At 70.0% G+C, this 21,759-nt stretch carries 22 protein-coding genes and 10 tRNA genes; 22 read left to right on the top strand and 10 right to left on the bottom strand.

Annotated features, from left to right (window positions below; all coding sequences use genetic code 11):
- The first annotated feature begins 18 nt into the window (after nt 1–18).
- Nucleotides 19–3,432 (top strand): sensor histidine kinase, encoded by a 3,414-nt coding sequence (locus I7X39_RS10130; RefSeq protein WP_198111032.1) that lies wholly within the window; start codon nt 19–21, stop codon nt 3,430–3,432.
- Here I7X39_RS10130 and I7X39_RS10125 read toward each other — a convergent pair.
- From I7X39_RS10125 to I7X39_RS10115, 3 genes are all read right to left on the bottom strand, one after another.
- Nucleotides 3,429–4,268 (bottom strand): phytanoyl-CoA dioxygenase family protein, encoded by an 840-nt coding sequence (locus I7X39_RS10125; protein ID WP_198111031.1) that lies wholly within the window; start codon nt 4,266–4,268, stop codon nt 3,429–3,431. The two genes, I7X39_RS10130 and I7X39_RS10125, sit on opposite strands and share 4 nt — an antisense overlap.
- A gap of 119 nt (nt 4,269–4,387) precedes the next feature.
- The gene (locus I7X39_RS10120) at nt 4,388–5,311 is read right to left on the bottom strand and encodes a DUF1295 domain-containing protein (protein WP_198111030.1); all 924 of its coding nucleotides are present in this window, start codon (nt 5,309–5,311) and stop codon (nt 4,388–4,390) included.
- A gap of 63 nt (nt 5,312–5,374) precedes the next feature.
- A complete protein-coding gene (locus tag I7X39_RS10115) occupies nt 5,375–5,788 on the bottom strand; it encodes a VOC family protein (protein WP_198111029.1) in 414 nt (137 codons plus the stop codon).
- Nucleotides 5,789–6,068: 280 nt separating this feature from the next.
- On the opposite strand from I7X39_RS10115, the gene I7X39_RS10110 reads away from it, so the two are divergent.
- Nucleotides 6,069–6,437 carry a hypothetical protein gene (locus tag I7X39_RS10110; protein WP_198111028.1) on the top strand — a complete coding sequence of 123 codons (369 nt, stop codon included), beginning with the start codon at nt 6,069–6,071 and terminating at the stop codon, nt 6,435–6,437.
- Nucleotides 6,438–6,587: 150 nt separating this feature from the next.
- Nucleotides 6,588–6,929, top strand: coding sequence for a YciI family protein (locus I7X39_RS10105; protein ID WP_232351872.1), 342 nt, complete (start codon nt 6,588–6,590; stop codon nt 6,927–6,929).
- 24 nt (nt 6,930–6,953) lie between these two features.
- Here the strand turns inward: I7X39_RS10105 and I7X39_RS10100 are convergent, their stop codons facing one another.
- Nucleotides 6,954–7,325, bottom strand: a complete 372-nt coding sequence (locus tag I7X39_RS10100) for a hypothetical protein (RefSeq protein ID WP_198111027.1) — start codon at nt 7,323–7,325, stop codon at nt 6,954–6,956.
- Between the two features lie 568 nt (nt 7,326–7,893).
- On the opposite strand from I7X39_RS10100, the gene I7X39_RS10095 reads away from it, so the two are divergent.
- The 12 genes from I7X39_RS10095 (at nt 7,894) to I7X39_RS10040 (ending at nt 10,332) form a co-directional block, all read left to right on the top strand.
- Nucleotides 7,894–7,969, top strand: a tRNA-Gly gene (locus tag I7X39_RS10095).
- 125 nt (nt 7,970–8,094) lie between these two features.
- Nucleotides 8,095–8,169: transfer RNA gene (locus I7X39_RS10090), tRNA-Glu, on the top strand.
- 140 nt (nt 8,170–8,309) lie between these two features.
- Nucleotides 8,310–8,386, top strand: a tRNA-Pro gene (locus tag I7X39_RS10085).
- A gap of 19 nt (nt 8,387–8,405) precedes the next feature.
- A tRNA-Asp gene (locus tag I7X39_RS10080) sits at nt 8,406–8,481 on the top strand.
- A 20-nt stretch (nt 8,482–8,501) separates the two neighbouring features.
- A tRNA-His gene (locus I7X39_RS10075) sits at nt 8,502–8,577 on the top strand.
- A gap of 23 nt (nt 8,578–8,600) precedes the next feature.
- Nucleotides 8,601–8,689 (top strand) — tRNA-Leu (locus I7X39_RS10070).
- A gap of 5 nt (nt 8,690–8,694) precedes the next feature.
- Nucleotides 8,695–8,785, top strand: a tRNA-Ser gene (locus tag I7X39_RS10065).
- Between the two features lie 4 nt (nt 8,786–8,789).
- Nucleotides 8,790–8,864 (top strand) — tRNA-Arg (locus I7X39_RS10060).
- A gap of 15 nt (nt 8,865–8,879) precedes the next feature.
- Nucleotides 8,880–8,955: transfer RNA gene (locus I7X39_RS10055), tRNA-Asn, on the top strand.
- 12 nt (nt 8,956–8,967) lie between these two features.
- Nucleotides 8,968–9,037, top strand: a tRNA-Gln gene (locus I7X39_RS10050).
- Between the two features lie 124 nt (nt 9,038–9,161).
- The gene (locus I7X39_RS10045) at nt 9,162–9,719 is read left to right on the top strand and encodes an HNH endonuclease (protein ID WP_198111026.1); all 558 of its coding nucleotides are present in this window, start codon (nt 9,162–9,164) and stop codon (nt 9,717–9,719) included.
- A 271-nt stretch (nt 9,720–9,990) separates the two neighbouring features.
- The gene (locus tag I7X39_RS10040) at nt 9,991–10,332 is read left to right on the top strand and encodes a YciI family protein (protein WP_232351871.1); all 342 of its coding nucleotides are present in this window, start codon (nt 9,991–9,993) and stop codon (nt 10,330–10,332) included.
- A gap of 18 nt (nt 10,333–10,350) precedes the next feature.
- Here I7X39_RS10040 and I7X39_RS10035 read toward each other — a convergent pair whose 3' ends face one another.
- A complete protein-coding gene (locus I7X39_RS10035) occupies nt 10,351–10,737 on the bottom strand; it encodes a VOC family protein (RefSeq protein ID WP_198111025.1) in 387 nt (128 codons plus the stop codon).
- Nucleotides 10,738–10,839: 102 nt separating this feature from the next.
- A complete protein-coding gene (gene rsgA, locus I7X39_RS10030; protein ID WP_198111024.1) occupies nt 10,840–11,907 on the bottom strand; it encodes a ribosome small subunit-dependent GTPase A in 1,068 nt (355 codons plus the stop codon).
- Between the two features lie 636 nt (nt 11,908–12,543).
- On the opposite strand from rsgA, the gene I7X39_RS10025 reads away from it, so the two are divergent.
- Nucleotides 12,544–12,945, top strand: coding sequence for a VOC family protein (locus I7X39_RS10025; RefSeq protein ID WP_198111023.1), 402 nt, complete (start codon nt 12,544–12,546; stop codon nt 12,943–12,945).
- Nucleotides 12,946–13,281: 336 nt separating this feature from the next.
- The gene (locus I7X39_RS10020) at nt 13,282–13,827 is read left to right on the top strand and encodes a hypothetical protein (RefSeq protein WP_198111022.1); all 546 of its coding nucleotides are present in this window, start codon (nt 13,282–13,284) and stop codon (nt 13,825–13,827) included.
- Nucleotides 13,828–13,866: 39 nt separating this feature from the next.
- Here the strand turns inward: I7X39_RS10020 and I7X39_RS10015 are convergent, their stop codons facing one another.
- From I7X39_RS10015 to I7X39_RS10000, 4 genes are read right to left on the bottom strand one after another with little or no spacing between them, the layout of a single operon-like run.
- Nucleotides 13,867–14,421: a DUF2894 domain-containing protein gene (locus tag I7X39_RS10015; RefSeq protein ID WP_198111021.1), complete on the bottom strand. Its 555-nt coding sequence runs from the start codon at nt 14,419–14,421 to the stop codon at nt 13,867–13,869.
- A 3-nt stretch (nt 14,422–14,424) separates the two neighbouring features.
- Complete coding sequence (locus I7X39_RS10010; protein ID WP_198111020.1) at nt 14,425–15,087, bottom strand: OmpA family protein; 663 nt, start codon at nt 15,085–15,087, stop codon at nt 14,425–14,427.
- A 5-nt stretch (nt 15,088–15,092) separates the two neighbouring features.
- Nucleotides 15,093–17,639 carry a coiled-coil domain-containing protein gene (locus I7X39_RS10005; protein WP_198111019.1) on the bottom strand — a complete coding sequence of 849 codons (2,547 nt, stop codon included), beginning with the start codon at nt 17,637–17,639 and terminating at the stop codon, nt 15,093–15,095.
- Nucleotides 17,640–17,661: 22 nt separating this feature from the next.
- Entirely contained in the window at nt 17,662–18,471 is an 810-nt protein-coding gene (locus I7X39_RS10000; protein ID WP_198111018.1) for a DUF3348 family protein, read from the bottom strand.
- A 148-nt stretch (nt 18,472–18,619) separates the two neighbouring features.
- On the opposite strand from I7X39_RS10000, the gene I7X39_RS09995 reads away from it, so the two are divergent.
- The 5 genes from I7X39_RS09995 (at nt 18,620) to I7X39_RS09975 (ending at nt 21,736) form a co-directional block, all read left to right on the top strand.
- Nucleotides 18,620–19,573 carry an alpha/beta hydrolase gene (locus I7X39_RS09995; RefSeq protein ID WP_198111017.1) on the top strand — a complete coding sequence of 318 codons (954 nt, stop codon included), beginning with the start codon at nt 18,620–18,622 and terminating at the stop codon, nt 19,571–19,573.
- A gap of 65 nt (nt 19,574–19,638) precedes the next feature.
- Complete coding sequence (locus I7X39_RS09990) at nt 19,639–19,893, top strand: ParD-like family protein (RefSeq protein ID WP_198111016.1); 255 nt, start codon at nt 19,639–19,641, stop codon at nt 19,891–19,893.
- The gene (gene map / locus I7X39_RS09985) at nt 19,890–20,684 is read left to right on the top strand and encodes a type I methionyl aminopeptidase (protein ID WP_198111015.1); all 795 of its coding nucleotides are present in this window, start codon (nt 19,890–19,892) and stop codon (nt 20,682–20,684) included. Before I7X39_RS09990 ends, map begins: the two co-directional genes overlap by 4 nt.
- A 23-nt stretch (nt 20,685–20,707) precedes the next feature.
- Nucleotides 20,708–21,205, top strand: coding sequence for a hypothetical protein (locus I7X39_RS09980; RefSeq protein WP_198111014.1), 498 nt, complete (start codon nt 20,708–20,710; stop codon nt 21,203–21,205).
- 105 nt (nt 21,206–21,310) lie between these two features.
- Nucleotides 21,311–21,736, top strand: coding sequence for a c-type cytochrome (locus I7X39_RS09975; RefSeq protein WP_198111013.1), 426 nt, complete (start codon nt 21,311–21,313; stop codon nt 21,734–21,736).
- Nucleotides 21,737–21,759 lie beyond the last annotated feature (23 nt).

Below are 21,759 nucleotides of genomic sequence, written 5' to 3'. Positions count from 1 at the left end.
CCCGCACGGAGCCTTGGCATGCGCACTCCTCTGTTCTTGCTCGGCAGCGGCTGGCGCACGCTGCTTTGCTGCGCCTTGCTGCTTGGGTTCAGCGCATCGCATGCCGCCATCGCCGCGCCGGCTGCCGCCGCGCCCCAGCTGGAGGCAGGCACCCCCCTGCTGCGCACCGTCCGTCCAAGCGACTACGGGGCAGAGGGGCAGAACTGGGCCCTGGCGCAAGGTGCTGACGGCACGCTGTTCGTAGGCAACAACCGGGGGGTGCTCCACTTTGACGGCCAGCGCTGGCGCCTGACGCCGGTTACCAATCAATCGACAGTGCGCTCCTTGGCGGTCGATCACACGGGGCGCGTCTTTGTGGGCGCCGTGGGCGAAGTGGGCTACCTGTCTCCGGCGGCGGATGGTCAGTTGCACTACATATCGCTGCTGCACCGATTGCCGGCCGAGGCGCGCGGCTTCTCTGACGTTTGGAACACCCTGATCACCACCGACGGCGTGGTGTTCTCCAGCCCCCAAAGGCTGCTGCTCTGGCGGGACGGTCGCTTCCACCATTGGGCACCGGCAGGGCTTTTCGGAGTAGCCCAAGGTGGCGCGCAGGGGGTGTTTGTTGTCGAGTCCGGGCGCGGCCTGTTGCAGTTACGCGGTGAGCGTCTGGTTGGCTTGCCCGAAGGGGGGCGCTTTGATGAAAAGAAGCCAATCGGCCTGCTGGCCTTGCCTGGCGGCGGTGGGGAGCATCCCGTCCTGTTGATCTACAGCCGGGATCATGGTTTTGTGCGCTACGAGCAAGGCCGCGTCACGCCCTGGCCTACTGAAGTGGATGCCGCCCTGTTGGCTGATGAGGTTCAGGAAAAGAGCCTGTTGCGGCTTGCTGATGGCCGAATGGTGGTCGGTACGCTGAAGGGCGGCTTGTACGTGCTGGATGCGGAAGGCCGCCTAAATGCCCGCTATGGCAAGTCAGAGGGCCTCGGCGACCAAAGCGTGACCGCCACCTTTCAAGACCGAGATGGCGGACTGTGGCTGGCCCTGGGCAATGGGCTGGCCCACCTGGCCATGGCGGCTCCGCTGAGCCGGCTGGACGCACGCCACGGTTTGGAGCAACCGGTGAGCAGCGTTCACCGTCACATGGGTCAATTGCTACTTGGCACCACGCAAGGGGCCTATGGTCTACAGCCCGGCCCGCGGCCCCGCCTGCTGCCTGTGCCCCAAATTCGCGACCTGACCTGGGCCTTTCTCTCTACCGGCCAGCGCCTACTGCAGGCCGGAGCCTATGGAGTGCACGCCGTGGAAGACGACCACCCCACCGCCGTGCTGGACGCCTACAACGCCCAAGCCTTGCTCGCGCCGCGCCAGCACCCCGGCTGGCTGATGGTGGGCCTAGGCGACGGCCTGGCACTGCTGCACTTTGATGGCCAGCGCTGGCGCGAAGCCGGGCGCGTGCCGGGCCTGAAGGACTCGGTTCGCACGCTGGTGGAGGACGCCGACGGCCGGCTCTGGGTGGGTACCTACAACAGCGGCATCGTGCGCGTGGACCTGACTGGCCTGCAGGCGGACGGCACGGTGGGCGAACTGCCCTTCACCCGCTTTGGCACCGAGCAGGGCCTGCCCAGCGCCAACTTCAACCTGGTGTTCCCGGTGGGCGGCCGGCCCGCCTTTGCCACCAGCGCCGGCATCTATCGCTTCGAGGCTGGCACCGGCCGCTTCGCCCCCGACCCGCGCTATGCCCAGCTGTTCCCGCAGCCCCGCACCGTGTACGTGCTGCACGAGGACGCCGCCAATGGCCTGTGGGCCTACACCGAAGACCCGGCCACGGGCCTGAAGGAGACGGGGCTGATCCGCCCCGATGGCCAGGGCGGCCAGCGCTGGGACGCGCGCATGCTGCGGCCGCTGACCGGGCAGGAGACCTTCAGCATCTACGCCGATGGCGACGGCGTGGCCTGGTTCGGCATGGGTGAAGGCGTGTTCCGCTACGACGGCCGGCTGGACAAGGCCGAGCCCAAGCCCTTTGGCACCCTGCTGAGCCGGGTGACGGACGCGCGCGGCCGCCTGCTCTTTGGCGGCCAGGGCAAGCCCGCGGCGCTGGAACTGCCCTACGCCGAGAACGCCCTGCGCTTCGAGTACGGCGCGCCGCGCTTTGATGGCGACGGCGCGCTGCGCTACCAGGTGATGCTGGAGGGCAGCGACAAGGGCTGGTCCGACTGGAGCGCCGAGAGCTACAAGGACTACAACAACCTGCTCGAAGGCCGCTACGTGTTCCGCGTGCGCGCCAAGGACCTGTACGACACGGTGGGCGGCGAAGCCCGCTACAGCTTTGCGGTGCTGCCGCCCTGGTACCGCAGCCCCTGGGCCTACCTGGGCTATGCGCTGCTGCTGGCCGCGCTGGGCTGGGGCCTGCTGCGCTGGCGGCTTCACCGCCTGCTGGCGCAAAAGGCCGCGCTGGAAGCCACGGTGACCGAGCGCACCGAGGCGCTGCGGAGCGCCAACGAGCGCCTGGTGGCGCTGGACCAGTTCAAGCGCGGGATGCTGGGCATGATCGTCCACGACCTGAAGAACCCGCTGGGCGCCATCCTGAGCACGCTGGATTCACCTGCGCTGCTTTCGCGCCTGGAACAGCTGAAGCAATCCTCGCGGCAGATGCTGACCCTGGTGCTGAACATCCTGGACGTGCAGAAGTTCGAGGACACCCAGGTGGTGCTGGACACCCGCCCCGTGGCCCTGGCCGCGCTGGCGGCCCAGGCGGTGGAGCAGGTGCGCTTCCTGGTGGAGCGCAAGAACCAGACGGTGGAGCTGGAAGTGCCCGCGGGTTTGAGCGTGCGCGGCGACGGCGAGATGCTGGAGCGCGTGCTCGTCAATCTGCTGACCAATGCCGTGAAGTACACGCCGACCAATGGCCGCATCGTGATCCATGCCGCGGCCGAGGGCGAGGCGCAGGTGCGCGTGCAGGTGCAGGACAGCGGCGAGGGCATCCCGGCCGAGCGCCTGGAGGCGGTGTTCGCCAAGTTCGGTCAATACCAGGCGCGGGATTCCGGCCTGGTGCGCTCCACCGGACTGGGGCTGAACTTCTGCAAGCTGGCGGTGGAGGCCCATGGCGGGCAGATCGGCGTGGCTTCCGAAGTGGGCCAAGGCTCGACCTTCTGGTTCACGCTGCCGCTTGCGACCACCGATGCCGCGCCGGGCGCAGCCCTTGAGCCCGTGCGCACGCAGGCCAGCCAGACCGACCTTTCCGTGCCCGAACTCGATGCCAGCGAGCGCGCGCTGTTGGCGCCCATCGTGGCGGCGCTGCGCCCGATCCCGATCTACCGCTACTCGGACCTGCGCCGCATCCTGGACCGCGAGGACTTCCCGGCCAGCGCGGGCATCCAGGCCTGGCGGGCGCGGCTGCTGCAGGCGATCGACAGCGAGAACGAAGCCCTGTTTGCGGCGCTGCTGGAAAGCTAGATAAAACCGCGCACCGGCAGGTTCGCGCCGCGCTGCAGCCAGTTGCGCGGCGAGTAGGCGCTGCCCGCATCCGTCACGTGCAAGGTGTAGGCGTGGCGTGACTGCGCCGAGCGGTTCGCCGCGCTGTAGTGCGGCAGCAGGCCGTGGAACACCACCAGCGTGCCCGCCCCGCACTCCAGCGGCACCGCGCGGCTGCCATCGGGCCAGGGCGTGGCGTCCAGCTTTTCCATCCCCGCGCCCGCGCCCTGCTTGACGAAGCGCTCGCGCAGCGGGCCGCGGTGGCCGCCCGGCTCCGTCCACAGGCAGCCGTTGTTCAGCGTCGCGTCTTCCAGCGCGAACCAGAAAGTGGTGACGGTGATCGGCGTGGTGTCGAAGAAGGTGGCGTCCTGGTGCCAGCCCACTTCGCCGCCGATGCCGGGCTGCTTGAAGATGTACATCGACTGCCAGATCTGCGGCGCTCTTAAGGCCAGGTCCCGCGCCAGCTCGGCCAGCGCCGGCCCGCGCGAGAAGCGCTCGAACACCGGGTCCAGGTCGTGCATCGCGTGGCCGATCTTGTTGATCGACAGCGCCTTGGCTTGCTTCAGCTGGCCCTGGGCGTCGAAGGCCTCTTCCTCGAAGAAGCAGCGGATGGTGTCCGCCGAGCCCATGAAGTAGTCGTCGGTATGCCGCGATTGCTCATTCGTCGTGAAGATCGTCCGGCTCTCGCCCGGATCAAAGGCCTCGACGATGGCCTCGGCGCGCTCGCGCAGCGCGGCGATCTCGGCGGCGGTCTTGAAGTTCGGCAGCACCAGGTAGCCATCCTGCTGGTACTGCTGCTGTTGGGTGGGGGTCAACATCGGATTGCCTTCTTCGATCGTTGGGGCCGAGGTTAGGCCCGGATCCCACCCGGGGAGCTCGGGGCCATTCCCTTCGGGTTGTCACCAGGGAGCGCCGGCAAGTCCGGGGGCAGGCGGCCTTAGTCCAGCGGCCGGCGCGGGAAGAACATCGAGGTGCGGCGCTGGTACTCGGCATAGCCGGGGCGCTTCAGCACGCTGTAATGCTCGGCCGGCTTGGCGCCCGAGTAATGCGTCAGCACCCCGTACATCACCCAGCTCATGTAGGCCAGCGCCGCCGCCAGCAGCGGGCCCCGCCACACCGGGCCGGCCGCGGCGAGCACCAGCACCGAGGGCAGGCTGCTCAGCGCCAGCGCGTTCCACACCATCCATTCACCGAAGTAGTTCGGGTGGCGGCTGTAGCGCCACAGGCCGACGTCGCAATGCGCATTCTTTTGCCCGGCGCTGCGCATGCGCGCACCGAAGCGCGCCTTCTGCGTATCGGCCACGTTTTCGAACACCAGGGCCGCCAGCCACAGCGCATGGCCGGCAAGCTCCAGCGCGGAAAGGCCCGGCGCCGGATTGGCCGCCTGCAGCAGCGCCGGCAGCGCCAGCACGCTCATGTTGGCCAGGCCCTGCGAGGCCGTCTCGAACAGCAGCGCCGCCCGCTCGTTCCAGCCGCGGCGCTGCCAACGCAGGCGCTGGTACTCATAGCGCGGCAGCTCGCGCTGAAAGTGGCCATGGCGCCAGCCCACCAGGGCCATCACGCCCATGCGCCCGCCGGCGATCAGGTAGAGCAGGCCGATCACCAAGGTGCGCAGGTTTGAAGGGTCGCCCAGCAGCAGGACCTGCAGCCCGATCAAGGCCAGGCCCAGCGGCCAGGCGATGTCCACATACGACATGCGCCCGGTGCGCCAGGCCGGCAGCAGCGCCACGCCCACGAAGAGCAGGGCCTGCGCGAGGGCGTTGACCCAGAGCAGGGTCGGGTCCGGCAGCGCCACCTGCAGCAGCACGAACACCGCGACGAGGGGCAGGCTGGCCAGGAGGTGGGCGCGGAGCTGGTGCATTGGGGGCGCGGGTGGGGCGGCGGGGGCCACGACGATAGCCGTGGCTGCGGTGGACGGCGCCGCTCAGCCCTGTGAAGCGCCCGCCGCCGCGGGGTCCATCCAGAACGCACCCCAGAGATGGCCGTCGGGATCGGCCAGGTCGCGGGCGTACATGAAGCCCAGGTCCTGCACCGGGTTCACGTCGGCCCGCCCTCCGTGAGCCGCCGCAGCCTCGTTCATGCGGTCCACGGCCGCACGGCCGTCCAGCCCCAGGTTCAGCATGTGCCCGGCGCTGCCGGCCGGCGGGAAGGGCCGGTCGGTGAAGCCGCGCCATTTGGCGTGAGTCATCAGCATCAGGTGGATCGCTTCACTCCAAGCCAGGGCGCTGACGCTGTCGTCGCTGAATTGCGGATTGGGTTCGAAGCCCAGGGCCTTGTAGAAGGCAGTGGAGGCAGTGAGGTCGGTGACGGGGAGGGTGATGAAGATCGTCTTGGTCATGTGCGTGCTCCGAGCTGGCCGAGGGGATGCCGAAACAGCCTCTTGCGGGGCTGCGGGCTCCGGCAAGACGACGATCGAATCCGTCGGTATTCGACAAGCTCCGACCGCCCTGGTACCAAGCTGGCCGCCCAATTGGCGACTGGCGGCAGCCCCAACCGAGTCGAATGCCTGCCCCCCAGCCAGGTGGCTATGCGCAGACTCAGGCCCCTGCATAGACTTCGCTCAAATGGTCAGGGCTGCCGCATCCCGCAAGCATGCTGTCATTGCCTCAGCGCTGGGCTTGGCATTGCTCCTGGCATTGGTTAGCGCGTGTGCGGCCATCTTCTTTTCCGGCAAGGATTTCTGGCTTGTCGCCATCGGGGGTTCCATGCTCACGGCTCCGATGGCCATCTCGGCATGGCACGGCGACCTCTTCGGAAAGCACGGTGGGCCGCAGACGGCAGGCGAATGGCTGCTGTACTTTGCAATGTCCAGCGTGCTGAGCGCCGTCTTCGTAGCCATCGACCTCGCGGTCGTTCATCCAGGGCTGAGCCTGGTGTTCACGCTGGGGGCTCTTGCAATGACATTCGTGGCGCTGCCGGGGGCGGCGCGCGCGTGGTTGCTGGAGTCCCTGGCGGCACATCAACGCGACACACGAAAAGATGCTTGATCGCCGGCGGGCCGAGTCCGGTTGAACGACAGGCCAAAGCACGGGGCCCCGCCCCTTGGGGGCCGAGGGCATCTGAAGTGCGATTCCTGCAACTCAAGCGCCAAGGCCCCGGCTTGGACAACAACACCGTCTCCCATTGAAGGACTCCCGATGCCCCACTACCTCATCTCTTTCCCCGCCAGCGCCATGAACGTCCCCGCCGAGGAGCTTCCCGTCGTGGGCGAAGCCGCGCGCCAGGTCATTCGCGAGGCGAAGGCGGCCGGCGTGTACAGGTTCGCCGGTGGCATCAACGCGGCGATGCCGCCGCAGCGGGTGGACGGGGACGGCACGCTCAGCCAGGGAACCTATCCGCAGACGAAGGACTTCGACGGCGGCTTCTGTGTGCTGCGTCTGCCCTCGCGTGAAGCGGCCGAGCTGTGGGCAGCCAAGATCGCCAAAGCCTGCCGGTGCGCGCAGGAACTGCGCGAGTTCTTTGACGACCCCGAGAGCTGAAGGGCGGCGCACCGGCCCGGACGCTCAGGCGGACCGGAACTGCTTCATCAGCGCGCGCAGCTGCTTCCTGCCGTCGCTGTTGGTGGCGCGCCAGGCCTGCAGGGCCATGGCCAGAAACTGCTGCTCTGCGGCGGTCAGGCCCTGGGGTTCGCGCTCCTCGTCCAGCCAGCCGGCCTCCTTGCCGCAGCTGTGCTCGATCTGCCGGGCGAGCTTGTCCCCGATGGGGCGGCTGCCGGACTTGGCCATGCTCCAGGTGGCACCGCTCACACCCAGATGGGCTGCGAACGTGGCCTCCAGGCCCTTGGGCTGATCGCCGGCGGCGATGCGCTCCTCCGCAAAGGTCTGGAAGAGGCTCAGGACGTTCTGCCTGCGGATGGTGGTGATGCTGGAAGCCACGTCGAGCGCCGGGTTTGTGTTGTGAAAAACCTTCACGCAAATTGTAGGCGTGAAGGTTTTTCACGGTTGCGCTTGACAGGATTGTGAACGTTCTTCACACTTCAATCCATCGACACAAGGAGCCGAAGGGCTTCTTGTCCAACCTGACCACCGCAGAATTCCCAAAACCTCTTCAACCGCAACGGACGCATCGTGAACCGCACCTACCGCCCCGCCACCCAAGTGCCGCCCCTGCCGGGCAGCGCCAGTCTGGGTGCGTGCGTGAGTGGCCTTGATGCCCTGCCGTCGCAGGTCCGGTCGCCCCGGCACCACGCCCATGCTGGGTTGGTGAATCAGGAGGACCAGGAACCACCGGGAGAGGATGGCGCGTAGGCGCACATCTTCCAAGCTCGCAAGAGGCCCGGACTCCCCCAAGGATCCGGGCCTCTTTGTTTTCAGCCTCGTGCTGCCACCTCTGTTGACTGACGCAGCGCGTGCGTTGGCGCCCTTGGGCCTGGCCTGGGGGGCCGCTCTTTAACAACTTGCCGTGAGGCGAGCCCGCATAGGGCGGTGCTGCCTCACAAGCCTTGCAGACGTGGCGCAGTCGGTAGCGCGCAACGCTTCCACCGTTGAGGTCGAGGGTTCGATCCCCTCCGTCTGCTCCATCTGGGGTGTCCCCGTGCACAAGCACCGGACCGGTCCGGTGTGCATGTGTGCCAGCGCGGCCGCGCTGGCATGCAGCGATGCGCTGCCGCTCGTCGCGTGCGGAGACAGCCCAGATGGAAGACCGGCCCCGTTGGACCTCTGGTGAGGTTCTCGGCCCTTCAAGCCGAAGAGGTGGATTCGATTTCCACACGGGGCACCAGGTCTGCGCAGGCTTGCATCACGCTTCAGAAGCCCCCGTCGAGCTCACGCTTCGGGGGCGGAAACCGGCCACCAACGATTGGGGTGGCGTCGGAACCCGTCACCGACATCCTTTCCCTTCACATCCAACCAAAACAACATCGGGGTGTAGCTCAGCCAGGTAGAGCCCTCGCTTTGGGAGCGAGCTGTCGCACGTTCGAACCGTGTCACCCCGACCAACCCTTCCCATCCCTTTATGCCGCCATAGCTCAGCTGGGAGAGCGCCGGTCTGTCGAACCGGAGGCCGCGGGATCGAAACCCGCTGGTGGCGCCAGTCTTGCCGTGTCCTTTGGTGTGACCGTCGCCTAGCGGCCCAAGGCTCAAGGTTGTGACCCTTGCATCGCCGGTTCGAATCCGGCCGGTCACCCCAAAGGACATGGCCCCCCTTCCCCTGCCGACGTGGCGGAACCACGGAAGACGCAGCGGCCTCAGAAGCCGTCGCCCGCGAGGGCGTCTCAGTTCGAACCTGAGCGTCGGCACCAACCCAGGATGCATGCCCGAGCGGTCTAAGGGAGCGGCTTGCTAAGCCGTCGCCGGTCCACACCGGCGCCTCGGTTCGAATCCGAGTGCATCCGCCATCTCGCCTCCGAAGCTCAATGGATGAGCACCGGGTTCCGAACCCGAAGGCTGCACGTTCGACTCGTGCCGGAGGCGCCACCCCAACCAACCCATTCCGTAGTAGCTCAGCAGGTAGAGCGCCCGGCTGTTAACCGGGAGTGCGCGGGTTCGAAGCCTGCCTACGGAGCCAACTTGTTCGGATGGGGCGTCGCTCAATCGGTAGAACAACGGCCTTTGAAGCCGTGTGTTGCGCGTTCGAGTCGCGCGCCCCTGCCAGACCCTTGTGTCACCACGCGCGTTGCCGCGCCACCTGCCGCCCCCTCAGAAGGGCCGGCCATCAACCGGCCTGCACCGACCCAGCTGGCGTGCAGCTGCCCTTCAAACCAAGGAGAGACCATGGAAGTGCTCCAGCTGGACATCACGGGAATGCCGCAGGCCTGGATTTCCGTGCAAGACGCGGCCAGCCACGTGGCCAGCCGGGCCGTGGTGTGGTCGCTGGGGGACGAGCCCATGGCGGTGCTGCGCGGCGGCATGAATGCCGCCACCGGCCGGCAATCCACCCTGGAAGTGCCGGCCATCGTGGCCTTGCGCGGTGCCTCGCGGGTCAATCTGTTCAATCAGCTGCCCTGCTACGCCAAGTCCAAGGTGCTGCGGCGCGACCGGCACACCTGTGCGTACTGCGGCGAACAGGCCCCGGAACGGGAGCTGACGATCGACCACATCGTGCCGGAAAGCCGCGGCGGCGCCCTGAGCTGGATGAACACCGTGGCCGCCTGCCGCGCCTGCAATGCCACCAAGGCCGACCGCACGCCCGAGCAGGCGGGCATGCCCCTGCTCTACCTGCCCTATGTGCCGAACCGCCACGAGGACTTCCTGCTCAAGGGCCGGAACATCCGGGCCGACGTGCATCAGTGGCTCGCGGCCCGACTGCCTCGTGCGTCTCGCCTGAGCTGATCCAGGAACTGCGCCCTCGTGCCATTCGGCCGGGGGCGCTTGCGCTTGTGGAATGGCCGAGCGCCTCGTGGCCGCGATGAGCTGCTCCGGCCAACCCGGCCAATCCAAGCTGCGCGCCGCGCCAGGTTCCCGAACCCGCTGTGCATGGGCCCGCGACGCCTTCGCTGCAGATCCTTGTCCGCCTGCTGCGGCAGCCCAGCCGCGTCGTCGCCCACCTACCCAAGGCCCCAGGCCTTACAAACAGCCCCGAGCTCAACGCAAGGACCCCACGATGCCGAACTACCTCATCTCCTTCCCCGCCAGTGCGATGAACGTCCCCGCCGAGGAACTGGCCGCCGTGGGCGAGGCGGCGCGCCAGGTCATTCGCGAGGCCAAGGCGGCAGGGGTCTATGCGTTCGCGGGCGGCATCCACACGGCAGTCGCCCCCCTCATGGTGGAGGCCGACAGCACGGTTCGCCAGGCCACCTATCCGCAGACGCGGGAGTTCGACGGCGGCTTCTGTGTGCTGCGCCTGCCCTCGCGCGAGGTCGCCGTGCGGTGGGCGGCGCGGATCGCCCAGGCCTGCCGCTGCGCGCAGGAACTGCGCGAGTTCGGGGACGACCCCGAGAGCTGAGGGCCTGGCCGGTCGCGCTCACACCGGCTCGTGGCAGACGGCTTCGATGTTGTGCCCGTCCGGATCCAGCACATAGGCGCCGTAGTAGTTCGGGTGGTATTGCGGCCGCAAGCCGGGCGCGCCGTGGTCCCGGCCACCGGCGGCGAGAGCCGCCCGGTGAAAGTCGTCCACCGCGGCGCGCGAGGGCACGCGGAAGGCGATGTGCAGCGGCGGGGTGAGCGCCACGCCGGGGCCGATCCAGAAATCGGATCCGTCCTCGTGGCAGAAGCCGGCGCTGCCCGCGTGCGCACCCGGCCTCGGGGGCAGCTCGACCAGGCGTGAATGCCCGGTCGGCGCGAGGGCCTGCGCATAGAAGGCCTTGCTCTTCTCGTAGTCGCTGACGACGAGGCTCAGGTGATCAATCATGAGGACTCCGCTCGAAAGGGTTCGTTGGGTGGGCGTGGCCCGGAACGCCAGGGCCGGCGCCGCGCCCCGGCGTCCTGCACGGAGGGGCGCAGCCTGGCACGCTCACGCCCGCTTCTCCCGCGCCCGCTGGCTGCCGGCCTTGCCGATCGCCTTCCACTTGTTGCGTTGCTCGATGCGATCCAGCGCCGTCATCTCGACGCGCTGGGCATCGCGCAACAGCTTCTGGTAGTTCTGCAGCCGGTCGGCGTCGACGCTGGCGCGCACCACGCAGCCGGGCTCGTTCTCGTGGCGGCAGTCGCGGAAGCGGCATTGCTGAGCCAGGGCCTGCACGTCTTCGAAGGTGGCGGCGAGCTGTTGGGCGTCGGCGTCGGGGCGGAAGGTGCGCAGGCCTGGGGTGTCGATGATGCAAGCGCCCTGCGCGCAGCGGTGCAGCGAGCGCGCGGTGGTGGTGTGGCGGCCGCGGCCGTCGCTGCTGCGCACGCCGCCAGTGGCCTGGTCGGCGCCCGCCAGGGTGTTGATGAGCGTGGACTTGCCCGCACCGGATGAGCCCAGCAGCACCAGGGTCTGGCCCGGGTGCAGCCAGGGGCCGATGGCGGTGCGGGCCTCGTGGGACAAGCCATTCACCGGCAGCACCGGCACGGTGGCGGGCAGGCGGCGGTACATCTCCTGGATGCGCTCGGGCGCGGCCGGCGCGATGTCCTGCTTGGTGAGCACGACGACGGGCGTGACCTCGCAGCTGCGCACCATGGCCAGGTAGCGCTCCATGCGACGGGCGTTGAAGTCGGCGTCCAGGCCCATCACCAGCAGGGCCACGTCGACATTGCTGGCCAGCAGCTGGCGCCGCCCGTCGTTGGCACGGCGGGCGATCTGGGTGATGGGGGCGACGCGCTCGACGGCCCAGGCCTGGGCATGGGCGTCGACGGTCATGCCAACCCAGTCGCCGATGGTCAGCTGGGTGGCTTCCGATTGCAGCTGCTGCAGCAGCCGGGGCAAGAGGCGGGCGCTGTGCTCAGCCATGCCGTCGTGCAGGGTCACGCAGTCGCGCTGCACTTCGGTGACGCGGGCCAGGCTCAGGCGGCTGGCGCTGGGTTCATGCATCTGCGCGGCGCGCAGGGCGATGGTGGGGCTGAGGCCGAGCGGGCGCAGGGCTTCGAAAGCGATGTCGATCATGGGGGTCCATTGAGCTCAAGCTTCGTCCGCGACCAGGGCCTGTTAACACTACGCGGAGCCCCGCGAATGGGGCCGCCCAGCCGCCAGGCTAGGCGCAGCGCGACGCCCAGACCCGCGTCTGGGCGAGCGTTGCAACGACGCATGGCGGCCGGGCAGCCCCATTCCCTTCGGGTTGCCACCAGAAAAAGGCGCCCACTTCGTTGCGAAGCCTCGCCGGGGGCCTACCCCGGCTTCATTTCGCGCCTCGTTGGCGCCTTTTCTGGCTGGCAACGCGGTGGCTTCGCGTAGTGTTAACAGGCCCTAAGCGGACCCACTGCGCACCGGCAGGTGCGCAGAACAGGCTGGGAGGGGAAGCCGGCCGCAGAGCTGCGGCCTTGGGTCAATGAACCCGGGCGGGGCGCCGGGTCTTCTTCAGGAGCGCAGGGCGCTCAGAGCGCCAGGCAAGCGGCCGACTTCAGAAGGGCGACACGATCTGCTGCATTCATGGTCATCTCCTTGAAGTGGGTGTTGAGGAAGGAAGGCCGCGAGTGTGCGGCGGACGCGGCAGCGGGTCAATCGTCATGGGGCCGGCGCGCAACGCGGGGGGGCCGCGGGGCCGTTAGGCTGCGCCCTCCCCAAGCAACGAGGAGTCAATCCATGTTCAGCCATGTGATGGTCGGAACCAACGACATCGAGCGCGCCAAGCGCTTCTACGACGCGGTGCTGAAGGTGCTGGGCGGCGGCGAGGCGATCCGCGACACCGCCAAGACCGGCCACCAGCGCCTGTTTTACCGCCACGCCGGCGCCACCTTCTGCGTCAGCGAACCCATCAACGACGAACCCGCCACCGCCGCGAACGGCGGCACCATCGGCTTCAAGTGCGATTCGGCCGAGCAGGTAAAGGCCTTCCACGATGCCGCGGTGGCCCACGGTGGCGTCTCGATCGAAGACCCACCCGGCCCGCGCCAGGGCGGCGCCATCACGCTGGAGCTGGCCTATGTGCGCGACCCGGACGGCAACAAGCTGTGCGCTCTGTTCCGGCCGAAGGTGGCGCGCTGAGGTGTGCGGGTGAAGCGGGCGGCTTGTCGGGGATGGGCCGCTCACCTCTGCCGCGACTAGCCCAACCCTGCAGATCGCCTTCGAGGACAGCGCACATGCGAACCCCGGTTGAGATCGATGGAGGTCTGCTCCCGCAGGCGTTCGAGGCCGGCGGCGCCAGACCAAGCGCAAGGCGGCGGGACTGGGTCTCACGAAGTCTGCGTGCCGGCGCCCCATTGAACATACTGACCCCAAACTCCACGCGCAAGGAGCGCCCCCGAATTGCCCAAACCGCCTTGCCCTCGCTGGCTTGCCCCAAAGTGGCCCGTGCTGTGCGCACTGATCATGAATCTCCCCATGGCCCGGGCCACGCCGCCAATGCAGGAAACGCTTCGCATCCACTCTGAAACGCAGCGGCTCTTCGGCATCACGGATGACATGCGAGCGTTTCCCTGGAGCGCCGCGCTACGCGAGGCGGAACGGCAGGGCTTCAACTGCACCGCCACTGGCGCACCGGTTCAAAATCTGGCACTCGAAGGACGCCAGCTGCTGCTGATCGATTTCGGCCGCTGCGGCCCTGAGCCTCTCAGCCTGCTCCAGGCCTATGGATCACCTGGCGCGCCCATACCGGCCCAATGGATCAGCGGCAGGCTCTGGTTCCCAAAAGGACGCAAGCTCTGCGGCAACCCGTATGCCAACGAGATCTGGGAGTGGCATGTTCAGCTGGAGGTGCAACAGGGCCGGGTCGAAAGCATGCGCACGGTCGATATGCGCAGGAGCCCCCTGATTCCGCATGGGCGTAAGGCCGATCGCAGCTGGTGCCTGAGGCCGCCGCCCCCTCCAGCCCTACCTCCGGTGGCGATCGAAGTGATCACGCGCAAGCCTCGGGCAGACAGCAGGTAGTACGACACGTTGCGAGCCGGCAACCGCGCCAACGAGGCTTCAGCTTTTGCGGCGCCCGCGCCTGGGGGCACCGGCACTCGCCGGACTGGCCGGCGCCAGCGCCAGCAGCTGATCCAGCTGCGTCAGCAGGCGCTGCAGGTACTCGGGCGAGAGCTCGCGCAGCTGGGCCAGCGCCTGCGGCACCAGCACCTGGGTGTGCAGGGGGCCGAGCTGGCTGGCCGGGGTTTCGGGTGCGGCGCTAGGCTCGCTGAGGCGCTGGCTCAGGCGCAATCGGGTCCAGTCGCGGCGGTCGAACTGCAGGGCCTGCAGTTCGTCGGGCCGACTGGGGACCAGGGCCGCCAGCGCCTGAAGCGGGCTGGACGCTGCGGGCTGAGCGTCCGCAGTGGCCGCAGCGGCACCATCAGCCGCGACGGGTAGCGCCTGCAGGCGCTGCGCCAGCTTGTGCAGCAAGGCCGCGCGCAAAGCCCCCTGCTGCTGCGCGGCGCGGCGCGCCAGGCCTTGCAGCACGGCCCAGCGGGCCGGCGCGGTGTGGGCGCGCAGGGGGTGGGCCTGCAGCGCGGCCTCCGGGTCCTGGTGCAGGGCCTGCGCGTCCATGGTTCAGGGGGCGGAAGCCGCGGATGCGGCGCCCTCGGCCGCACGCGCGCGGCGCGGCATGGGCGAAAGCTCGACGCGGCGGTTCAGCGCGCGGCCGGCGGCGTCTTCGTTGCTGGCCACCGGCTGCTGCGGGCCGAAGGCGGCGGCGAACACCGAGCCGGCGGGCAAGCCCTCGGCCATCAGCGTGCGCGTCACCGTGAGCGCGCGCAGGGCCGAGAGTTCCCAGTTGTCGGCAAAGCGCGCGTTGCCGCCGCGCACCGGTTTGTCGTCGGTGAAGCCGCTGACCATCAGCACCTCGTCGCGCGCGGCCAGGTAATTCGCCAGCGGGGCGGCCAGGCTGTGCAGCAGGGCGCGGCCTTCGGCGTGCAGCTGGTCGGAGCCGGTGGCGAAGAGCACGCTGCCGCTGATGCCGATGCGGCCCTCGTTCAGGCTGATCAGGCCACTGGCCAGCGGGCCGGCGAGGGCGCGCTCCAGCGCCTCGCGCCGCAGCGCTTCAAGCTGGCGCTGGCGGGTCTCTTCTTCCAGGCGGCTGGCCAGGTCCATCTGCGTCACCAGGGCCAGGGCCAGGATGAGCACGAAGGCGCCGAGCACGCCGACCATCAGATCGCCGAAGGCGGCCCAGACGCTGGTGTCGGCGTGGTTGCCGAGTTCGTGGTCGAGGTCCATGCCGCTCATGCCAGGGCCGGGGCGCGCTCACGCAGCGCGTCCAGCACCTGCTTCTGCGCCAGGGTGCAGAGCTCGATGAGCTCGCGCGCCTGGGCCACGGTGTAGGCGAGCTGTTCGTCGCTGCGGGTCTGGGCGCGGCTCAGGCCTTCGTCCAGGCGCTCCAGATGGCCGACCAGACGCTCGCTGCCGCTGTGGAACTGCGCCACGGCGGCGCCAAAGCCTTCGCCCAGGCTGCCCATTTCGGCGGCGCTGGCGGCCAGCTGCACCGAAGCCTCGCTGAGGCCGCTGCGCGCGCTGGCCAGTTCGGTGGCCAGGCGTTCGCCCAGCTGGGCCAGTTGTTCGCCGCTGCCCTGCACCAGGGTGTCGATGGCGTGGCGCTGCTCGCCGGCGGCCTGCTGCAGTGTGGCCAGCAGCTGGTGCAGGGTCTGCATCAGCTCGGCGCGTTCCTGCAGCGCCGCGTTGTCCTGCGCCAGGCTGCGCGAGAGCTGCTCGCGCAGCGAGGCCACCACCTCGGCGGCGGCGCGCGGGGCCTCGGCGGCTTGCTGCAGCAGGGTGGTCACTTCCTGCACGGTGTGGCGGGCCTGGGCCTCGGCCTGGGCCACCACGGCCTGGGCGGTGTGGGCCAGGGCCTGCGCCTGCTCGGCCTGCTGCGCGGCGTGCGCGGCGGCGGCCTGCTGCCAGCCCTGCTGCAAGGCGGCGGCCTGGGCGGCCAGGGCCTCGCGCCAAGCGGCCAGGCGCTCGGCGTCGTCTTGCGCCAGGCGCTGCTGCAGGCCGTGCTGCGCCTCACGCAGATGGGCCAGCAGCTGCTCGCTGCGCTGGCTGAAGTCTTCGGCCAGGCCGCTGGCACGCGCCTGCTGCTGGGCGGCGCCCTCGTCCAGCGCCTGCTGGGTGTGCTGGGCCACCTGCTGCAGGGTGGCACCGGCCTGGGCCAGGCTCTCGGCCAGGGCTTCGCGCTGGGTGTGGCTGTGTTGTTCCAGCAGGGTTTGCAGGCGCTCGGTGGTGGCCTGCAGTGCGTGCTGGCTGGCCTGCGCGCCCAGCTGCAGGGCCTGCTGGCTTTCCTGTGCGCCCTGTTGCAGGGCCTGGGCCACGCGCTCGGCGCTGGCTTCCAGCGTGGTTTGCACGCGGGCGGCGCTGGCCTCCAGGGCCTGCTGAATGTGGCCGGCGCTGGCTTGCAGCGCGGCCTGGGTGTGCTCAGCGTTCTGCTGCTGGGCCTGCTGGCTGGTTTGGCTGTGGACCTGCAGGGCCGCGCAGCTTTCCTGCACGCTGGCTTGCAGCGCCTGCGCGGCCTGGGCGGCGCTGGCGGCCAGGGCCTGCTGCAGGGCCTGGGCCTGCTGGGTGGCAGCTTCGCCCTGGGCTTGCAGGGCGGCCTGCAGGCGCTCGGCCACGGCCTGGCTGTCGGCACGCAACGCGCTGGCGGCCTGGCCGAGCTGCTGTTCGGCCTGCGCGGCCAGGCGGCTGTGCAGCTGCTCAGCGCTGCTGCGCACCGCGCTGGCGGTCTCGGCCAGGGCCTGCTGCAGGGTGTCGGTCTGGGTGGCCTGGGTCTGGGCCTGGCGCTCGGCCTGGGCCATCAGCGCCTGCTCGACGCGCTGGGCCATGCCTTGCAGGCTGTGGTTCAGGGGTTCGAGCTGCTGGCGCAGATCGTTCGCCAGGCCTTGCTGCAGCTGGCCGGCCTGGGTGGCCAGGGCGTCGAGCGTGCTTTGCACGGCCGGGCGCAGGGTGTCGGCGGCCTGCTGGGCGCTGGCGCTCAGGGCCTGGCGCAGGCTGGCGTCGACGGACTCGGCCAGCGCGCTGAAGCGCTGCGCGGTCTGCTCATGGAACTGCTGCTGCTGCTGGCTCAGCTGGGTGCTCAGGGCGCCGAGGGCGCTCACCAGCTGCGGCAGCGCCTGCGCCTGCTGCTCCAGCGCGGCCTGGGTGGCCTGCTGGCGGGCGGCGGCCGTCCAGGGCTGCAGCGGGCCGGCCAGGGCGGCCTCCAGGCCCTGGGCGGTGGTGGCGCGTTCGCGGCGCGCCAGCGCGCTCATCAGGCCCAGCATGGCCGAGCCGGCCACACCGGCCACCGAGCAACCGAAGGCCAGGCCCAGGCCCTGCACGGGCGTGGTGAGGGCGGCGCGCATGGCGGCCAGATCGGCCGTGGCGCGCAGCGCCTGCGCGGTGCCGCCCAGGGTCTGCACCAGACCGATGAAGGTGCCCAGCATGCCCAGCAGCACCAGCAGCGCGGCCAGGGCCGGGGCCAGCGCGGGGGCTTGCCAGGCCGCGGGCAGGCCCTGCAGGCGCAGGCGCACGGCCGCGCGCAGCGGTGCCGGGAGGACTTGCACCCAGGCCTCGGCGCTGGCCGGCGCGGCGGCTTGCAGACCATCCAGCGCGTACTGGAAGCTGAGGCTGGCGCGGCGGTAGGCGCGCAGCTCCCAGGCGCCCAGGGCGTAGAAGGCGGCGATCAGGGCCGTCATGCCCAGGGCCAGCGGGTGGTGCTGGGCGGTGGCCCAGGCCGCCCAGGCCAGGGCCAGGGCGCCGGCCACAAGGGCGGTGTTCGACAGGAGGGCGGTGAAGCGGTTCATCAGGCGGTTCGTCTTCCGGTCGTCAATTCGTGTCGTCGTCGTGCAGGGCTTCGATCAGGCCGAGCACCGGCTGCAGGCGCAGGTCCAGCTCGGCCTGCAGCACCTGCTGCAGTTCGTCCCACAGCTGGCCGCGCCAGCCGGGGGCGGGCCAGGCGCTGCGATCCTCGGGGTCCGGTTCCGGGTCGGCCGCGCGCAGGCTGATGCCGCGCTGCGCCGTCATCGAGGGCAGGCTGGCCAGGGCCTGCTCCTCGCGCGCCTGCAGCGCGCGCTCGAACACGGCGTCCAGCGCGGCCAAGCGGGCCAGGCGCGGGGTGGTGCTGCTGAGCTGGCTGCGCAGCTGCCCGCGCAGGGTCGTCGCGCGGATGGCGAGGCTGCGCTGCTGCGTGCTGTGGTGCAGGCGGTAGGGGGCCACGGCATCCAGCGCGCCCGCCGGCTTGGGCGCCGCGCTGGCGCGTGCCGGTGGGCGGCGCAGGCTGGTGGTGGTGGGGCCTTCGCGCACCAGTACAGGGTCGGCGAAGCCGGCCTGCAACTCGGCCTGCAGGCGCTGCAGCGCGCTGCGGGCCCAGGCGCGGGTGGCCTGCAGGCGCTGGGTGGCGTCCGGCGCAGGTGCGGGTAAGGCGCCGTTCAGCACCTCGGCCAGGGCCACCGCGTCCAGCCAGGACAGGCTCTGGGCCAGGCGCTCGCTCACCGGCCCCTGGGCCGCCGCCGCCAGCGGCAGGCCCCAGGCCTTGAGCACATGCGGCAGCGCCGGGCCTGCAGTGCGGATGCTGCTCCAGCCCGGCGCCCCGCTGCTGCTGACCAGCGGATTCACCTGCTGTTGCCTTGCCTGCATGCTGCCCTGCGAAAAAAGGGGGCGGATTTTATGGCCGCGGCCCGGAACGGGATTGGGGGGCCGCATCCAGCGCCGATCCGGGCCGACAGCCCTGGGGGTGGCGGTGCTAGGCTGGCCGGCCCGTCCCGGGCTAGGAGGCTGCCATGGCATGGCTCGCTGGATCTGTCCGCAAGCTTTCTGCGCCGTCGCTGGCCAGGTGCCGCCGATGAGCTCGGTGCGCGAGCGCGCCACGGTCTGGCTGCAGACCCAGATCGGCCGCTGGGTGTTCCGGCCCAGCCGGCCGATGCAGGACATCCGGGCGCAGTACGAGCGCCTGTCGACGGTGTCACGCGCCAAGCTGAAGGCGCGCTATCCGGCCATCAGCTTTGCCGACCACGACCTCGGCGGCGTGCCCGCCGAGTCCACCTGCTCGCTGGCCGAGCCCCAGCGCCTGCTGATGCACCTGCATGGCGGCGTCTACTTCTTCGGCTCGGCGGCCTCCTTCCGGGCACGCGCCAACAACCTGAGCTTTCGCTGCCGGGCCCAGGTCTTCATGCCCGAGTACCGGCTGGCGCCCGAGCACCCCTTCCCGGCCGCCTTCGAGGACGTCAAGCGGGCCTGGCGGGCTCTCGCTGCGCTCCACCCCGGGGCGGCGCTGACGCTGTCCGGCGATTCGGCCGGGGGCGGCCTGGCACTGGCGCTGATGATGGCGATGCGCGACGAGGGCGGCCCCCTGCCCGAGCGCTGCTTCGTCATTTCGCCCTGGACGGACCTGAGCTGCAGCGGCACCTCGGTCGAGACCAACCGGCGCCTGGACTGGTTCGGCCGCCAGCATGCGGAGGCCTGGGTGCCGCAGATCCTGGCCGGCGCCGACGCCACGGACCCGCGCATCTCGCCGCTGTTCGGGCGCTTCGAGGGCCTGCCGCCGCTGCTCTTCGTCGTCGGTGGGCATGAGGTCATCCTGGACGACACGAGGCGCTGCGTTGCCAAGGCCCGCGCCGCCGGCGTGGCGGTGCAAGAGCTGATCGGCGCGGGCATGCTGCACGACTACCCGCTGGCCCTGCCCAAGCTGGCCGAGAGCCAGCGCGCCTGGCGGGCGATCGCCGAGTTCTGCCGGGCCTGAGCCCGGCGCGGATGCGCCCCGGTCGATTATTCGAAACATATACAAAGCGCATATCATGCGCCGCCATGGGCATCGTCAAACTCTCCGACTCCATGCACGAGAACCTGCGCATCGCCAGCGCGGCCTTCTCGCGTTCCATCAATGCGCAGGCCGAGCACTGGATGCGCGTGGGCCTGCTGGCCGAGCTGCACCCACAGCTGACGCATGCCCAGCTGGGCCAGCTGCTGATCCGCGCCGAGCGGGATGGTGGGCTGGACCTGGCGCGGCTGGCGGATGAGTTGGCCCCGGCCAAGAAGCCCAACACGCGGGCGCGAGCATGAAGGCCGCCATCGCCCTGCGCTCGCCCGACGAGATCGCCCGCGCCCGGGCCGCCGGCGAGCGCGCGGCGGCGGTGCTGCAGATGATTGCGCCCCATGTGAAGGCGGGCGTCAGCACGCTGGAGCTGGACCAGCGCTGCCATGATTTCATCGTGCAGGAGCTGCGCTGCCGGCCCGCCAATGTGGGTTACCACGGTTTCAAGCACACCTTGTGCACCTCGGTGAACGCCACGGTCTGCCACGGCGTGCCCTCGGCTCGGGACGTGCTGAAGGACGGGGACATCGTCAACCTGGATGTGGCCCTGGTGCACGAGGGCTGGTTTGGCGACACCAGCCGGATGTACTGCGTGGGCACGGTGAGCCCCGCGGCGCGCCAGCTGGTGGACAGCGCCTACCTGGCGATGCGCGCCGGCATCCTGCAGGTGCGGCCCGGCGCCACGCTGGGCGATGTCGGGCATGCCATCCAGGCCGTGACGAAGCAGGGTGGCTACACCGATGTGCGCGACTACGGCGGCCATGGCATCGGCACCGCGTACCACACCGAGCCCGATGTGCTGAGCTACGGCCAGCGCGGCCAGGGTCTGCGCCTGCAGGCCGGCATGATCTTCACGGTGGAGCCCATGATCAATGCGGGTGGGCGCAAGGTGAAGCTGCTGAAGGACGGCTGGACGGTGGTGACGGCCGATGGGTCGCTATCGGCCCAATGGGAGCACATGGTGGCGGTGACGCCGCAGGGCTTCGAAGTGCTGACACCCTGGCCGGAGGGTTGTGGGGACTATCCGCCCATCGCCTGAGCCGCCCGCGGCAGACTGGCACCATGGCCGCCATGCGTTTGCCTGAACCCATCCCGCCCCACCTGGAAGCCGCCGTGCGGCACTGCCGCAACCTGGTGCGCAAGCGCGCCCTGCTGGCCGCGGGAGTAGCGGCGGTGCCGGTGCCGATGCTGGATTGGGCCACCGATGTCGGCATCCTGCTGCGCCTGATCCCGCAGATCAACCTCGCCTTCGGGCTCACGCCCGAGCAGATCGAGCACCTGGCGCCCGAGCGCAAGGTGGCGGTGCTGAAGGCGGTGAGCGCTGGCGGCAGCCTGCTGATCGGGCGGCTCATCACGCGCGATCTCATCCTGAAGGCGCTGGCCGCCGTGGGCGTGCGCCTGACCACCCAGCAGGCGGCGAAGTTCGTGCCGGTGGCGGGGCAGGCGGTGTCGGCCCTGCTCACCTATTCCGCGCTGAAGTGGGTGTGCGAGCAGCACATTCGCCAATGCCTGGCGGTGGCGCAGCAGCTGCAGCTGCCGGCGCCCGCGGCCCCGCGCTGAGGCAGCGGGCGGCCTGCCGCCCCGGCCACGCCCTCCTGGCCTTGCGCCAAGTCAAAGCCGGCCGCCAGCGCCGGGGCCATGCTGGGATGCTTTCAGGAGGGTGTCATGGTTCAAGTCGCACATCTTCTTTCCGGTCTGGCCTGCGCGGCCCTGGCCGTGGCCGCCGGAGCCCAGACCCCGCGCGAGCGGGTCGACTTCGGCAAGCGGGAGTTCGAATCCAAGTGCGCGGCCTGTCATGGGGTGTCGGGCAAGGGCAATGGCCCCTTGGCCGAGCTGCTGACACGGCGCACGCCGGATCTGACGCTGCTGGCCAAGCAGAACGGCGGCGTGCTGCCGATCGCCCGCATGTACGAAGCCATCGAGGCCGGCAATCTGCCCGCGCATGGCACGCGCGACATGCCGGTCTGGGGCCGCGAGTACCGACTGCAGGCGGGCGAGTACTACGGCGAGCTGCCCTATGACCCCGAAGCCTATGTGCGCGCCCGCATCCTGACGCTGATCGAGTACGTGCACCGCATCCAGGCCAAGTAGGGGCTGGCAGTGAGTGGGCCGGG

It is taken from the genome of Inhella proteolytica (assembly GCF_016093275.1).
In the GTDB taxonomy this organism is placed as follows: Bacteria; Pseudomonadota; Gammaproteobacteria; order Burkholderiales; family Burkholderiaceae_C; genus Inhella; species Inhella proteolytica.
Note: the sequence above shows the minus strand (reverse complement) of the source record. Positions and strands in the feature narration are given on the sequence as shown.

Coding starts and splice junctions, on each gene's coding strand:
- I7X39_RS09990 (WP_198111016.1), top strand. CDS start 19,639: ATGGGCATCGTCAAACTCTCCGACTCCATGCACGAGAACCTGCGCATC.
- I7X39_RS09975 (WP_198111013.1), top strand. CDS start 21,311: ATGGTTCAAGTCGCACATCTTCTTTCCGGTCTGGCCTGCGCGGCCCTG.
- I7X39_RS09995 (WP_198111017.1), top strand. CDS start 18,620: ATGGCTCGCTGGATCTGTCCGCAAGCTTTCTGCGCCGTCGCTGGCCAG.
- I7X39_RS10025 (WP_198111023.1), top strand. CDS start 12,544: ATGTTCAGCCATGTGATGGTCGGAACCAACGACATCGAGCGCGCCAAG.
- I7X39_RS10035 (WP_198111025.1), bottom strand. CDS start 10,737: ATGATTGATCACCTGAGCCTCGTCGTCAGCGACTACGAGAAGAGCAAG.
- I7X39_RS10125 (WP_198111031.1), bottom strand. CDS start 4,268: ATGTTGACCCCCACCCAACAGCAGCAGTACCAGCAGGATGGCTACCTG.
- rsgA (WP_198111024.1), bottom strand. CDS start 11,907: ATGATCGACATCGCTTTCGAAGCCCTGCGCCCGCTCGGCCTCAGCCCC.
- I7X39_RS10015 (WP_198111021.1), bottom strand. CDS start 14,421: ATGGACGCGCAGGCCCTGCACCAGGACCCGGAGGCCGCGCTGCAGGCC.
- I7X39_RS10115 (WP_198111029.1), bottom strand. CDS start 5,788: ATGACCAAGACGATCTTCATCACCCTCCCCGTCACCGACCTCACTGCC.
- I7X39_RS10120 (WP_198111030.1), bottom strand. CDS start 5,311: ATGCACCAGCTCCGCGCCCACCTCCTGGCCAGCCTGCCCCTCGTCGCG.
- I7X39_RS10105 (WP_232351872.1), top strand. CDS start 6,588: ATGCCCCACTACCTCATCTCTTTCCCCGCCAGCGCCATGAACGTCCCC.
- I7X39_RS10040 (WP_232351871.1), top strand. CDS start 9,991: ATGCCGAACTACCTCATCTCCTTCCCCGCCAGTGCGATGAACGTCCCC.
- I7X39_RS10005 (WP_198111019.1), bottom strand. CDS start 17,639: ATGAACCGCTTCACCGCCCTCCTGTCGAACACCGCCCTTGTGGCCGGC.
- I7X39_RS09980 (WP_198111014.1), top strand. CDS start 20,708: ATGGCCGCCATGCGTTTGCCTGAACCCATCCCGCCCCACCTGGAAGCC.
- I7X39_RS10010 (WP_198111020.1), bottom strand. CDS start 15,087: ATGGACCTCGACCACGAACTCGGCAACCACGCCGACACCAGCGTCTGG.
- map (WP_198111015.1), top strand. CDS start 19,890: ATGAAGGCCGCCATCGCCCTGCGCTCGCCCGACGAGATCGCCCGCGCC.
- I7X39_RS10045 (WP_198111026.1), top strand. CDS start 9,162: ATGGAAGTGCTCCAGCTGGACATCACGGGAATGCCGCAGGCCTGGATT.
- I7X39_RS10020 (WP_198111022.1), top strand. CDS start 13,282: ATGGCCCGGGCCACGCCGCCAATGCAGGAAACGCTTCGCATCCACTCT.
- I7X39_RS10130 (WP_198111032.1), top strand. CDS start 19: ATGCGCACTCCTCTGTTCTTGCTCGGCAGCGGCTGGCGCACGCTGCTT.
- I7X39_RS10000 (WP_198111018.1), bottom strand. CDS start 18,471: ATGCAGGCAAGGCAACAGCAGGTGAATCCGCTGGTCAGCAGCAGCGGG.